Genomic DNA, 13,830 nt, shown 5'->3' with positions numbered 1-13,830 from the left:
TAGCCATATAATTTTGGTAATACACTGAGGTTGGTTCGACCTTTAGAGCTTAGGTAAACTTGTTCCGTTAGGAATATTGACTAAGAAGCCATCTACTTCTATAAGTAGTGGTAGTTCACATACAAATAATAAATCAAAAATGCACTGATATCGCAGATTAAAATAAGTGCAGACATAGGAAGATAAGTATAATTTCCGCCTATTCCCACTAACGGTGAAAGTATTCCACCGACTAGGTTCATGAAAAGTCCTAATATAGCGGAAGCGCTTCCAGCTGATTTTTTTTGGTTTTGCATGGCCAGTGAAAAGGCAGCTGTGTTTACAATTCCTACTGTGGACACTATAAAAAACAGTGGAATAGTTACCAATAATAAATATTTTGGCAAAAATGAGCTGATAAATAGAGCTGTACTTCCAAAGGCAGCAATGGAAATACCAATTTTCAACAGTAAATTTTCTCCCAGCTTTTCAGCAAGTTTACCTGTAATTTGCGACATCAATACAATTCCAAGACCATTTGTTGCAAATACTAGACTAAAATCCTGAGCAGACAGTCCGAATATATTCTGAAGTACAAAGGAAGAGCCGGAAATATAACAGAACATTGCCCCCGTGATCAAACCTTGTATAAGGGCATAACTTATAAAAATTCTATCGCTGACCAATGATTTAATTACAGTAAGAGTATTCTTGTATTTATTTTCCCTTGAAAGATCAGCTGCCAGTGTCTCTTTAAAGTAGAAAAGTACTGCTAAAAATAAAATTATACCGATAATGCCAAGGACTATAAATACTCCTTTCCAGGTGGTAAATTTTAAAATGATCCCACCAAAAACAGGTGATAAAATTGGGAATATACCATTTACTGCCATGAGTAATGAGAAGAATTTTGTAAGTTCTGTACCATCGTAGAGATCTTTGGCGATGGCTCTAGAAATTACAAGACCTGCTGCACCTGATATTCCCTGAATAAATCTTAAAATGATAAGCACCCAGATTGAAGTGACAGAGGAACATAAAAAAGAAATAATTGTAAAAATAATGAGTCCCACCAGAAGGGGCTTTTTTCGACCATGTTTGTCACTATAAGGACCAACTATAAGTTGACCTACTGCAAGCCCTATTAAGCAAGTTGTTATGCTCATCTGTGTGAGAGAAGTAGTTGTATGCATTTGCCTCTCAATTAGTGGAAGTGAAGGGAGGTACATATCCATAGAAAGAGGACCGAAGGCTCCTAATGTTCCCAGTAAGAAAATAAGACCTATAGATGGTTTACTACTATTTGTTCTAGATATCAATTGATTTTCCTCCTACAGTTTTTATAAATGTTAATCATTGTTACATATTCATTACAGTTGTGCTGTAATGAATGAAAGTGAGTAATTTAATCCAATTGAAATTTATACCTAACTGACGGATTGGGAATTCCAGTTAGGTGCAGGTCCCCTCAAATATGATATCAAAGCTGCAAAAAGGCTGAAGAAAAACGAGATTGTAAAGGCTGTTCTAAGACCCCTTATAAATTGGTTTGATGCAATACTGGCAGAGGAAACATGAGAATGTACAAAAAGAGACTGCATTGCGTCAGGAGGTATGCTTGTAGAAATTATAGCCATGGATATGGCAATGCTCAGAACCATTCCTGCATTATTAAACATAGTTCTTACTCCTGCGGCTATTCCTCTTTTATCAGCCGGGACATTTGACATTATTGCACTGGTATTTGGAGAAAAAAACATTCCGGATCCGATTCCAGTAATTATCATACAGAGTACCAAAGTTCCCATGGAAGAAGTTGTACTTATTTTCATAAACCCAATTAGACCAAGAGCAGATACCAGGAGGCCTGCAGAACTCAGTATCCTTGCGCCGTATTTGTCGCAGATCCAGCCGCTTACAGGTGAAACAGCCATCATTGCAATTGCAAAAGGGGATAGAAGTATACCTGCCGTTATTGGATCAATTCCCTTGTCTCCTTCAAAATAAAATATTAGGAGAAATGTTACGGCACCTCTGGCAATACCATTTAAAAGTGTGCTTGCATATGCAAAGGCAAGAAGTCTTGTTTTTAAGAGTCTCATATCCAGCATGGGGTACTCTTTGTGATTTTCAATATAGATAAATGCGGCTATAAGTAACATGGCAATTGAAAACAGCAGTATTACAGGCTTATTCAGCCATTTTGTAAATCCTCCAAGTGTAAGGGCAAGCAAAAGAGAAAGTAATCCAAAAGTAAAAGTAAATGTACCACTGAAGTCAAATTTTTCATCAACATTAGTATCCTTCATTTCTCTAAGGGATATTGCAGCCCAAAAAGTTCCGAAAATACCTATGGGAATGTTGATGTAAAAAATATTTCTCCAGCCGAAATTTATTAGAAATCCTCCTAGAATTGGTCCTATAACTGCGGCAACGCTTACCACCATTGAATTTACTCCAAGGGCTTTTCCCAGTTCTCCTTTAGGAAAAGCATCTGTTATTATAGCGGTGCTGTTTGCAATCATGAGAGAAGCACCTACAGATTGTACCATTCTAAATATCAAAAGTTCAGTTCCAGTTGAAGACAGTGCGCAGAACAATGATGCTATGGTAAATAGGGAAAAGCCAGAAACATATAATTTTTTTCTGCCGAACATATCTGCTATTCTTCCAATAGAAGGTACTAAGATAGTCAACGAAAACATATATCCCATTATTGTCCACATTATTATGCCCATGCCTGCATTTAAATCCTTCATAATCACAGGCAGGGCAATCATGAGGGTACTTGCGCTTAACACAGAAAAAAGAGCTCCTATTGTGGTGCATGAAAGAGCAATCCATTTGTAACCTGGTTTATTCATTTTATGTCATCTCCTGTCTTATAATTGAAAATAAATCATACATTGTATGTACTGCTGTCTAATTTCTGTAAATTTTCAAGCAGATCGCAGCATCTTTTTTTTATTCTCTCCAGAGATTTTTCTTTATTTTCTATGGAACTTATCTGAGTTTTTATTTTTTTAATATATTTTTGAATTTCATCCGTATCTTTGCTGCTGTCATTTTCAAGCATTTCAGATACGGATTTTTTAATCATCATAAAATTTTTTATATCTTTCAGGGAAAAGCCCAGAGTGTTTTTTAGATCTTTAATTCTTTCAATTTTCATTATGTCTTCTTCTGTGTACAATCTGTAACCACAGTTGCTCCGTTTTGGTATGACAAGCTTCATATCTTCATAGTACCTGAGAGTTCTTTTGGTCAAATTGGTTTTTAGAGCTACTTCTTCAATCTTATAGTTATCTTTATAAGTGATAATATCGCCTTCCTAATATTTATTTCGATGCTGCTTAAGTAAACTCCATTTGAATCTAAAAATCACTTGATTTAGAATATATTTACATGATAAAAATAAATTATACTACTGATAAACGTTAACGTCAAGGTAATGAATTTACAGATTTACAGCGGCTGAGGGCAGCTATAGTATTGTATGGTGCTGCTATCTAATGGAATATGGTTTTGCTGAAAAATCTGATATAATATGAAAGTGAAGTGTATAAAATGCTATAGATTGATATTGATAATGAAAGGATAGGTGTGGATATGGGGTATGAAAGTATCGATAGGAATGCTATTAAAACCTGGATCATTGGAAGAACAATAGTGAGTATCATAATTTTTACCATATATATTTTGATTAAATATCTACTTATTGTTCCAAGGTTCAACTATATATTAATGGTTAATTATTTAATAAATATATTGGAATTTATCATAATTTTATTTTCCATAATGGAAAGTTTTGTATGGCCGTTTTTAGAATATCAGCAGTGGAAATATGGTATATTTGAAGACAAAATTGAACTGATAAGGGGAATTATAGTCAGAAAAAAGACGATAATTCCTATTTCAAGAATCCAAAATTTAAAGATAGAGCAGGGGCCCATTCAGAGAATTTACAAAATAACTTCTGTAAATATTATAACTGCAGGTGGCTGCCACGAAATACCTGCAATACCAGTTAAAGAGGCAGAAGCAATTTCGGAAAGACTTAAAAGAATTATAGAAATGGGAGAGAGAAATGTATAAAGCAGAGAGAAACCATATTTTAAAAATATTTTATGATATGGCAAAATTGATTAAGGAGTTTATAGGAATTGTAGTTGCAGTAGGTGTCCTGGTTAGCAAAATAGGATTAATGAAGTCCATACTTATAGGGAGCGGGCTGTTTGCTGTGGTTATTTTATGTGAATTTCTGATGTGGAGAAAAAATTTTTTTATAATAAGGGAAAGCTCTATATATCATCAGGAGGGGATATTCAATATAAAAAAAGTAGAGATTCCATTTAAAAGAATTAATACTATAGACGTTTCTCAAAAATTTATAGAGAGGGTTTTCAAGGTTGCCACTATTAAAATTGACACTGGAGATACTTCAAACAAAGGCAGTGAGTTAAAATTTACTTTAAAAAGAACTAGAACTGATCAGTTGAGAGACATTCTATTGAAGAGAGGAACTATTGATAATGAAAGTCAGGAGAAAAAACCATATACCGTAAAACCTAGAGAACTCATTGTATATTCTCTTATATCAAATTCAGTATTGAAGGGAATTGGGATGTTGTTTGTGGCACAGCAATTTTTTGACCAATATCTAAAAAATTTTGTTTCTGTAAATACTTCTCTGTATGTGGACGAACTTAAGAGAGAAGATATCTACCATGCCGTATACACCATATCATTTATAGTATTGGGACTGATATTTATAAGCATGATTTTGTCAATAATATATGTCTTTTTCAAATACTATGATTTTAAGATGTGGTCGAATGGAGACAAAATATACATTAAATATGGGGCTGTAAACAGGAAAAGTTACAGTTTTGACAGGGAAAAGATAAAGGGGATCCATATAAAACAGACATTCCTCATGCAGTTTTTTGGCTTTTTTACAATGGAAATTGAAAGTATCGGGTATGGGGATGAAAAGGAAGAAAAAGCTATACTGTATCCAATGTGTACCAATTCTTTAAAAGATCAAATTATTGAAGATGTGCTGTGTGAATTCAAATATATTGGGGAAATTACAAAACCAAATAAAAATGCAGGTTTTAGATTTTTCTATAAAAAAATTATTTTTTGGGCAGTTACGGTTCTTATATGTCTTTTTATAAAGCCTGAATTTGCGGTATTTACTTTAATATTGCTATTGCTTCTGATGATTATAGGATATCTTGAATTTAAAAATACTGCCTTTGGGACTGATAAAAATTTAATTTACATGGCTTATCACGGCTTCAATAAAACTCAGTCTGTATTGAAAATGACAGCGGTTCAATCGCTTACTGTGTCTCACACTTATTTTCAACACAGAAGGGGATTCTGTGATTACAGTATTATTTTGTACAGTTCAAATGCTGGCAAAATTTTAAAAGTAAAAAATTTAAAGAACGGTATTGCAGAAAGAGCTTTTAAATAAAATATGAATTGTAATATAATCTATATAAGATGTAGATGCAATATTTATGCGGCATATAAAGGATATAATTTATATGGAAGGAAGATGTAAAATTATGAAAATAATTGCGATTAACGGAGGTCCGAGAAAGAAGTGGAATACTGCAACTTTGCTTGAAAATGCATTGAAGGGTGCAGCTTCACGGGGGGCTCAAACTGAAATGGTACACCTCTATGATCTCTCTTACAAGGGATGTATAAGCTGTTTTTCCTGCAAGGAAGTTGGTGGAAAGAGTTATGGAAAATGTATACTTAAGGATGATCTGACACCGATTTTAAGAAAAATTAAGAATTCAGATGCATTTATTATAGGCTCACCTGTTTATCTGGGAGATGTTACAGGAGCTCTGCGGTGTTTTTTGGAACGACTGCTATTCCAATATCTTGTTTATGATAAAAATCATTCAAGTTTGCTAAAGAAGAAAATTCCATCGGCTTTTATTTATACCATGAATGTAGATGAATGTAATTTGGAGAAAGTAGGTTATAAGGAATATTTCCGAAAAATGCAGGAGATTGTAGAGCGTATTTTTGGACCTACAGAGGAACTTTATTCAACAGATACATTACAGTTTTCTGATTATTCCAGATATGTTAGCACATTATTTGATTCGGAGAAAAAAATGAAAAGACATAGAGAAGTATTTCCGAAAGATTGTAGAAGAGCCTATGAATTAGGTGAAAAATTGGCAGAAAGTCGAAAATAATTTTGTGGATTTTCTAGAAATATGAGTAGTAAAAAAGCACAAGTTATCGTATTGACTTGTGCTTTTTTATTACGATTTTTAAAATTTAAGCAAATATTGTTTTTTTCCTTGTAAAAAGGGAAACAATAAGTCCGAGAATAAGTCCTGTAATCATAGGTACAACCCATCCCATGCCAAGATTGAAAAATGGAATGTAGTTTCCATAGAATTTCAAAATATGTTGTATAAAAGGTATGGATTTAACTGCAGATGGCAGGGCATTTATGCAATCGGCTATGCTTACAAAGAGAGTGAACAGTGTAGTGAGCACGTATACGCATTGGCGGTTTTTGAAAAGTTGCGATAATAAACCGAGTAAAATTAAAGCGATAGCTAGTGGGTACAGGAACATTAAAACGGGGATTGAAAGTAAAATTATCTGAGTCAATCCAACGTTAGCTACAAGGCAAGCTATGATTGTAAAAAGAATTACATAGCTGTTATAGTTAAGACTTCTCGGGAACAATTTATAAAATGTCTCGGAACAAGCAGTTATAAGTCCAATTGCGGTCTTCAAGCAGGCTACTGTTACAATCAACGCAAGCAAAATACTGCCCCAGGAACTGAAATAATAGTTTGCTACCTGGGCTAGCGCAATTCCTCCATTTTCGGATACAGGAAATTTTCCAACACTTGTAGCACCTACGTAAGCCAGACATCCATAAATCAGTCCCATGAGTAAAATGGTTACTATACCGGATTTGATAGTTCCAACTGCAATTCCCCTTGAACTTGTAACTCCAAGGTCTCTTAATGTTCTTACAACTATAATTCCAAAAGCCAGAGAGGCTAATGCATCCATAGTATTATAACCTTCTAAAAACCCCTTAAAAAAGGGAGTATTGGTATAGGCATCCACGATTTTTGCATTGGCTGCGGTTCCCATAGGATGTACAATACTTGTTACTATTAAAATAGCAAGAAATATTAAAAAAATTGGATTTAGAACTTTTCCAACCCAGGTGAGAATTTCGTTTGGCCTTAAAGAAAAAAACAGTGCCGCAAGAAAAAATATGATGGTGAACAGAGCAAGCCCTAATCTAGCATATTGACTTGGGATAAAAGGAGTAAGTCCAATTTCATAGGAAACCGTTCCAGTCCTGGGCAGTGCAAAAAATGGTCCTATTGTTAAATATAGCAGCAGTGTCATTACGTAACCATAAATGGGATGAACTCTGCTTGCAAGATCAAATAAGCCTGAACTTTCGGAAACACCAATGGCAACAACACCTAAAAAGGGAAGACCAATAGCTGTTATGAGGAATCCCAATGTTGCTATAGATACATGGGCACCAGCCTCTTGTCCCATATGTACTGGAAATATTAAGTTTCCTGCCCCAAAAAATAGTCCAAACAGCATAGACCCAACTATGATGTAAGACCATAAAGATAATTTTTTATCCAAAATAAATCAGCCCCCAACTATAAATTGATAATTTTATGAATTCTCTTATTGATAGATAAAAGAATTCATTTATTAATAATACCATAAATGCTCTCAAGCACACTTAACTACCGTATAATTTTTTATTTTCTGAAAAAATTTATTTGTGATATTGCTACTGTGAACTGAAAATGTTATTATTTAATTGACAATAAAATAACAAACAAATTCTTTACAATAATATTCAGGAAAGGATGTTTTATTTATGGCAACATTAAAATTACTAAGAGCTCCATTAAAGTATATACAGGGAAAAGATTCGCTGTTGGATTTTTATGAAGAAACCAAGGATTTAGGTTCTTCTTTCCTATTTATTTGCAGTAACAGCGGATACAAAAATTGTCATGTTAAAATTGAAAAAAGTTTTGAGAATACTGATAGTAAATTACATTTTGAAATTTTCAGCGGGATTAGTTCCAACAGTGAAATTGAAAGGATGAGAAAAATTGTAAGAGATGAGCACATTGAGGTGGTTGTAGGAGTTGGCGGAGGCTCAGCTATTGATACAGCCAAGGCTACAGCTTATTATGAAAAATGTCCTGTAACGGTTGTACCTACGGTAACGGCTACAGATGCACCTTGTACAGGACTTTCTGTTATTTACAATGATGATGGTACTTTTTACAAATATTTATTTTATCCTAAAAACCCAGAAGCAGTTATAGTGGATAGCAAAATTATAGCAAATGCACCTGTAAAATTTCTAGTAGCGGGTATGGGAGATGCACTTGGTACCTATTTTGAAGCCAGGGCTTGTGTTAGAACTGATTCTCCAAGCCTAGAAAATGGAGGCATATCCATGTCTGCCATGGCACTTTGCAAATTATGTTATAGCACATTGATGGAATACGGCTACCAAGCCAAGTTGTCCTGTGAGAAACATTTGATTACACCTGCTCTGGAAGCCATTATTGAGGCTAATGTATATCTGAGTGGAGTAGGTGCTGATAATGGGGGACTTGCGGTTTCACACTCTGTATACAACGGATTTACGGCTTTGCAAGAATGTGAAAACACAATGCATGGACCTTTAGTCGCATTTGGTACTATGACACAGCTTATTTTGGAAAGGGCTCCGCAAGAAGAATTAAAAAAGGTCATGGATTTTTGCTATAAAGTGGGCCTGCCTATAACATTAAACCAAATTGGTGTAACGGATGAAAGAAGAGTCTATATAGCGGCTCAAAAAGCTTGTGTGCCGGGAGAGACAGTTCATAATTTAGCAGGAGATGTAACTCCGGATCAGCTGTATGATGCAATACTGACAGCGGATTTACTTGGCCGGGAATATTTTAAATAGTAAAATATGGATTGTATAAAAAGGGCAAGATGCCCTTCTTTATATATTTTTAAAAGATTGACAGAGCAAGATTATTTTATCTGTAACATTTTGCGAGTACTATCCATACAATATAATTGGTAAATTATTTAAGAAGGAACAAGAATGCAAGGAGGTTCCTAATGTATAGTAATGAATTTTTCCGCTGTCCATATCTATACCGTATTGATGAACCCATGTGTCCATTTTTAAATAGACAGATGGGATATTACGACGATCTTGGATATTATGATTATCCTGAAGATCTCATACGTTCTTATGAAAATGGTTATAGAAACATGTTCGTGCCACAAATGCCTGGTGACAGATGGAGTAGATGGGAAGATCTAGGGGGTGCATTGACATCGGCACCTGCCGTTTCATCATGGGCTTCTAATAGGCTGGATACTTTTGTAAGGGGAACAGACAATGCACTGTGGCATAAATGGTGGAATGGCTCTAGATGGAGTGACTGGGAAAGCCTAGGTGGAAACTTGACCTCGGCACCTGCTGCTGTTTCCTGGGGAAACAACAGGATTGATGTATTTGCAAGAGGTACTGATAATGCTATGTGGCATATATTCTGGAATGGCTCACGATGGAGTGGTTGGGAAAGTCTTGGAGGTACATTGACATCGGCACCTGCCGTTTCGTCATGGGCTCCTAATAGGCTGGATACTTTTGTAAGGGGAACAGACAATGCACTGTGGCATAAATGGTGGAATGGCTCTAGATGGAGTGACTGGGAAAGCCTAGGTGGAAACTTGACCTCGGCACCTGCCGCTGTTTCCTGGGGAAACAACAGAATTGACGTATTTGCACGTGGACAAGGTAATCGATTGTATCATCTGTGGTGGAATGGCTCTCGTTGGAGTTCATGGGAAGATCTTGGCGGAAGATTAACTTCCGGCCCGGCTGTCTCTTCCAGAGGGACAAATAGACTTGAGGTCTTTGCAAGAGGCTTAAATAACCAGTTGATTACTAGATCATGGAATGGATCCAGGTGGAGTGATTGGCGCAGCTTGGGTGGAAACATAACTTCCGAACCTGCTGCGGTATCTTGGGGGCCAAATAGAACAGATGTATTTGCTAGAGGAAGAAATAATGCCATGTGGCATATATACAGAAACTAAATTCAAAAGTTGAAGAGTTCAAATACCAAATAGTGGAAATACGATATTTGAACTCTACTATTTTCAATATAATCTATGCAGTTGCATATAGTAAGTTATTTGTATAATATAATAAATTAAGTATTATATTCTTTATATTTCCAGGGAAATTTTGAAAAATTACTGTACGATATTTTCTGTGTAGGATGTATATAAAAAATAATATGTTGAAATAAAAATGTACCTGTATATAAAATTCAGGTACATTTTACAAATATTTCATTTCTAATTTCTATCCGAACACTCCCATTTGCTAACACTTCCGAAATTAGCAAACTTAAGAATCACTTTATTTATAAACAAGTTTTATGGTGAGATTTCTACATATTGATTTTGCAGCAGCTTTATTGTTAGGAGCAGTACCACTTTTTCAGTAATTTTATGGGAATCCTTATTTAAAGACGATTTGCGATCTTGGTTTTTTGGATGTTCAAGAATATCAGTTTCAACAATTTCTGAATTTATCAATTGACAAAATACACTTTCATTAAAAGGTTGAATTAATTTAAAATTTTGTTCATGGGCATTTTGAGCTATACTATCTTTTTCGGAAATACCACAGATTTTAACATCAGTTTCTGATATATCTATTTTATTTTGAGAAGGAGTAGGTGTAAATTTAGGGGGAGTTTTAAGGGGGATTTTAGTGGCGCACTTAAATGGTATTTTAGCGGAAGAATATTTTAAAATTTCTCCTTTAACCTGTTCTTTCGAAATATATTCAATATTTTTTTTAATAAAACCATCTATGAATACTATTCCCGTATTATATTTGTGGCTTTCAAAGCTAGGTGTAAATTTAAACTGATTTAAATATACGTTTTTTCCTATGTCCTTAATTTCTGATACAGTATCTTGCAGCTTAAGGGAAGATTGAACAGTAATAATTACTTTGCATTCTGCTAGTACTACTGGAACTTTTATCGTCACTGGTCCTTTAATTGCCTTGGAAATATAAGGAATGTTTTCGCAAAGAGGTAGCATTTCTGAAGTAACGGTCGTTTCGCAATTTTCGACAGCAATTTTATTTTTATTTGAGGGTATAATTTGCTCAGTATTAACATTTTCTAATAAGATATGATTTTCATTGCACTGTTGATTATGATTTAAATCAGATTCAAGAAGATTTGGCGTATGAACAGAATTATCTTCTATATATTTTTTGTTTTGATTGTTGTAATAATTTCTATTAGGTTCAATGTATTCTACGATTTTATCATTCTCAAATACTAAAAATTTTTTGTAATAGTGGTTCCACAAATAATTTTTTCCACTATAATGTTTTTTATCATGTCTTTCTCTATATCTGTGGCTATTGTGCTCACGGTGTTTTTTATCATTTTTTATATTATGTTCATTATCTAAGATCACTTCATAATCTTTATTCTGATGCTTTTTATGATGCCTGTCATGGTCTTTTCTTTTATGATGTCTCTTATGATGTTTCCTGTTAAGCTCATTGTCATAATAATTTTTTCCAGGATGATTTTTATCATATTCAGTTGAAGAATATTTTATCTCCATAATTCATTCCCCTTTTAATAGTATTGTAAATTAAGGTGTTTGAAAGGTACAATTATTTTAGATCATTTTATCACTGTTTTTTATATTCTAAAAAATAGATCCAAAACTTTTTTTAGATAAGCTTTGGATCTTCAGTATATAAGTTAGACAATATAATATTTAGAAAGATATTAATATTACTAAATTTCTACTTCTAACAATCTTTTTCTTTAGGCCATGGATCATGAGGGTCAACTGGATCACACGGAGTGCATTCAGAGACAGAAGTATCATATTTTTGAGATGAATTTTCAAAAGTCTTCTTAGGTTCTCCCAGTGAATCGATTCTTACCTGTTGTTTTTGCAGTACTTTTAATGTCAGATCTATCACTATTTTTTCGGTGAATGTACGGAACTCCTGCTCCATAGGACTTCCATAGAGTTTACCGTTTACTGGAACTGGACATTTATGAATGTCAACTTCAGTAATACATGATTTTACTAATTCACAGAAAGGTTTTTCATTAAATATTTCCGTAGTAGTGAAATTTTGATCACAAGGATTACGTCCAATTATAGGATCTGCACAAACGTCACAGCTTTTGAGGCTATCTGTAAAGTATTGCAGCTCTTGTGAATTAGGGTTACTGCGGAAGAAAGGTTTTCTAATGAATTTAACCCTAGTAGTACAATTAAAAGGTACCTTAACTGTGCAGTGTCTTATATCGCCGCATATATTTTTTTTGTCACTGCTTATACATTTTTCTGTTGCATACTCAATATTTTTTCTTACGAAACCTGATATATATAATATACCGGTATCGGATTTCTTATCTTGAGAGAAAGGAATAAGGCGGCATTGAGTTAAATATACATTCTTCTTAATACGTTTTATTTCTATTGCTTCTTTGTCTAATGTTATAGTAGCTTCAACTGGAATAGTTATATTTGTCTCTGCTAGTATAACTGGAATTTTAACAAATGTGTCTCCATATGGAATCACATCTGGTTTTACACGAATTTGATCACACATACCTTCAGTTTTAGCCGTAACAATTGCACAAGATTTATCATTGTTTTGATTATAAGCTAAATTATTAGAGGTATTGTCTGTATAAACTTCATTTTTTTGACCTGATTCATATACATCACTCATAAATAATGTTATCCTCCTTTTTATCTAAGAAAATATGATTAGTAAATGTTGACTGTATCAGATTCTAATATATACTATTCATATTTATAGTTTTTGTTACAGGAAGAATATCCATATTTAATATTCATATGTTTCCCAGGCACACTTTGTTGAGATATTTTTTAGCAATTTCTTTTGCTTTTAACATGAATTTTATATCCGTAGGGGGATTACTCAGTTTATATCGTGGAAAATACCTGGTTAGGTGAAGAGGAATATTTTTATCTATACTGCTTAGAAATTTTGCTATGGATTCTACATCATCCATATTGTCGTTTTCACCAGTTACTAATAGATTGGTTATTTCCACATGGCAGATTTTAGATGAAATTTTTATTGTATCCAATACTGGCTTTAGGTTTCCACCACAGATATTGCTGTAATATTTATTGCTGTAACTTTTTAAATCGATGTTCATGGCGTCTACATAATGAATAAGTTCACTTAAAGGTTTTTCATTTATATACCCGTTGGTTACGAGAACTACAGAAGAAGATTTATCTGCTTCTTTTAAAAGCTTTGCACATTCATATACATATTCATACCATATGGTGGGTTCATTATAAGTAAAAGCAATGCCTATATTATTTTTGGTGGTCAATATTGCTTTTACCAATTGCTCCGGGGGAAGAAAATGGCTTTTTGCTTTGAACTGGGAAATACTATAATTCTGGCAGAAGCTGCAGGTAAAATTGCATCCGAAGCTTCCTGCAGATAATATACAAGTTGAGGGTTTGAAATAGTATAGGGGTTTTTTCTCTATAGGATCTAAAGCAATAGAAGTTATTTCTCCATAGTTGATAGTGAAAAGTTTTCCTTTCTCATTAGTTCTTACTTTACACCTTCCAAAATTGTTTTCACCTATAATGCAGTTGTGAGGACATAGGCAGCAGTGAATTCTATTGTCGTTTAATTTTTCATAAAATTTAGCTTCCATTTTCATAAATATC

Annotated in this window: 12 protein-coding genes; 5 read left to right on the top strand and 7 right to left on the bottom strand. The window is 33.9% G+C overall.

All coding sequences use genetic code 11. The annotated features are described in order from the left end of the window. Positions 1-98: 98 nt before the first annotated feature. From LN736_RS13570 to LN736_RS13560, 3 genes are all read right to left on the bottom strand, one after another. Positions 99-1,298, bottom strand: a complete 1,200-nt coding sequence (locus LN736_RS13570; protein WP_229981731.1) for a multidrug effflux MFS transporter — start codon at positions 1,296-1,298, stop codon at positions 99-101. A 108-nt stretch (positions 1,299-1,406) separates the two neighbouring features. Further along, a complete protein-coding gene (locus tag LN736_RS13565) occupies positions 1,407-2,843 on the bottom strand; it encodes an MFS transporter (RefSeq protein WP_229981730.1) in 1,437 nt (478 codons plus the stop codon). A 35-nt stretch (positions 2,844-2,878) separates the two neighbouring features. Continuing rightward, positions 2,879-3,247, bottom strand: a complete 369-nt coding sequence (locus LN736_RS13560) for a MerR family transcriptional regulator (protein ID WP_229981729.1) — start codon at positions 3,245-3,247, stop codon at positions 2,879-2,881. A gap of 401 nt (positions 3,248-3,648) precedes the next feature. On the opposite strand from LN736_RS13560, the gene LN736_RS13555 reads away from it, so the two are divergent. The 3 genes from LN736_RS13555 (at position 3,649) to LN736_RS13545 (ending at position 6,209) form a co-directional block, all read left to right on the top strand. Then, on the top strand, positions 3,649-4,074 hold the full coding sequence (locus tag LN736_RS13555; protein WP_229981728.1) for a PH domain-containing protein: 426 nt from the start codon (positions 3,649-3,651) through the stop codon (positions 4,072-4,074). Next, positions 4,067-5,464, top strand: coding sequence for a PH domain-containing protein (locus tag LN736_RS13550; RefSeq protein ID WP_150356692.1), 1,398 nt, complete (start codon positions 4,067-4,069; stop codon positions 5,462-5,464). Before LN736_RS13555 ends, LN736_RS13550 begins: the two co-directional genes overlap by 8 nt. Positions 5,465-5,558: 94 nt before the next feature. After that, complete coding sequence (locus tag LN736_RS13545) at positions 5,559-6,209, top strand: flavodoxin family protein (RefSeq protein WP_150356693.1); 651 nt, start codon at positions 5,559-5,561, stop codon at positions 6,207-6,209. An 85-nt stretch (positions 6,210-6,294) separates the two neighbouring features. Here the strand turns inward: LN736_RS13545 and brnQ are convergent, their stop codons facing one another. Continuing rightward, the gene (gene brnQ / locus LN736_RS13540; protein WP_229981727.1) at positions 6,295-7,653 is read right to left on the bottom strand and encodes a branched-chain amino acid transport system II carrier protein; all 1,359 of its coding nucleotides are present in this window, start codon (positions 7,651-7,653) and stop codon (positions 6,295-6,297) included. A 244-nt stretch (positions 7,654-7,897) separates the two neighbouring features. Between brnQ and LN736_RS13535 the strand changes: the two genes are divergently transcribed. Next, positions 7,898-8,992, top strand: coding sequence for a glycerol dehydrogenase (locus LN736_RS13535; protein ID WP_229981726.1), 1,095 nt, complete (start codon positions 7,898-7,900; stop codon positions 8,990-8,992). 161 nt (positions 8,993-9,153) lie between these two features. Then, a complete protein-coding gene (locus LN736_RS13530) occupies positions 9,154-10,143 on the top strand; it encodes a carbohydrate-binding protein (RefSeq protein WP_150356696.1) in 990 nt (329 codons plus the stop codon). Between the two features lie 345 nt (positions 10,144-10,488). Here LN736_RS13530 and LN736_RS13525 read toward each other — a convergent pair whose 3' ends face one another. The 3 genes from LN736_RS13525 to amrS all read right to left on the bottom strand — a co-directional run bounded on the left by LN736_RS13525 (position 10,489) and on the right by amrS (position 13,823). Next, entirely contained in the window at positions 10,489-11,706 is a 1,218-nt protein-coding gene (locus tag LN736_RS13525; protein ID WP_229981725.1) for a CsxC family protein, read from the bottom strand. A 193-nt stretch (positions 11,707-11,899) separates the two neighbouring features. Continuing rightward, positions 11,900-12,841, bottom strand: coding sequence for a CsxC family protein (locus LN736_RS13520; RefSeq protein ID WP_229981724.1), 942 nt, complete (start codon positions 12,839-12,841; stop codon positions 11,900-11,902). Between the two features lie 124 nt (positions 12,842-12,965). Beyond that, positions 12,966-13,823: an AmmeMemoRadiSam system radical SAM enzyme gene (gene amrS / locus LN736_RS13515; protein ID WP_150356698.1), complete on the bottom strand. Its 858-nt coding sequence runs from the start codon at positions 13,821-13,823 to the stop codon at positions 12,966-12,968. Positions 13,824-13,830: the final 7 nt, after the last annotated feature.

This window comes from Clostridium aromativorans (assembly GCF_020908015.1).
GTDB lineage: Bacteria > Bacillota > Clostridia > Clostridiales > Clostridiaceae > Clostridium_B > Clostridium_B aromativorans.
The sequence above is the reverse complement of the archived record's forward strand: the minus strand, read 5'-3'. Positions and strand labels throughout refer to the sequence as shown.

Excerpts from the sequence above, each read along its gene's own strand:
- LN736_RS13565 (WP_229981730.1), bottom strand. The coding sequence starts at position 2,843 with ATGAATAAACCAGGTTACAAATGGATTGCTCTTTCATGCACCACAATA.
- LN736_RS13550 (WP_150356692.1), top strand. The coding sequence starts at position 4,067 with ATGTATAAAGCAGAGAGAAACCATATTTTAAAAATATTTTATGATATG.
- LN736_RS13545 (WP_150356693.1), top strand. The coding sequence starts at position 5,559 with ATGAAAATAATTGCGATTAACGGAGGTCCGAGAAAGAAGTGGAATACT.
- LN736_RS13535 (WP_229981726.1), top strand. The coding sequence starts at position 7,898 with ATGGCAACATTAAAATTACTAAGAGCTCCATTAAAGTATATACAGGGA.
- LN736_RS13530 (WP_150356696.1), top strand. The coding sequence starts at position 9,154 with ATGTATAGTAATGAATTTTTCCGCTGTCCATATCTATACCGTATTGAT.
- LN736_RS13525 (WP_229981725.1), bottom strand. The coding sequence starts at position 11,706 with ATGGAGATAAAATATTCTTCAACTGAATATGATAAAAATCATCCTGGA.
- LN736_RS13520 (WP_229981724.1), bottom strand. The coding sequence starts at position 12,841 with ATGAGTGATGTATATGAATCAGGTCAAAAAAATGAAGTTTATACAGAC.
- amrS (WP_150356698.1), bottom strand. The coding sequence starts at position 13,823 with ATGAAAATGGAAGCTAAATTTTATGAAAAATTAAACGACAATAGAATT.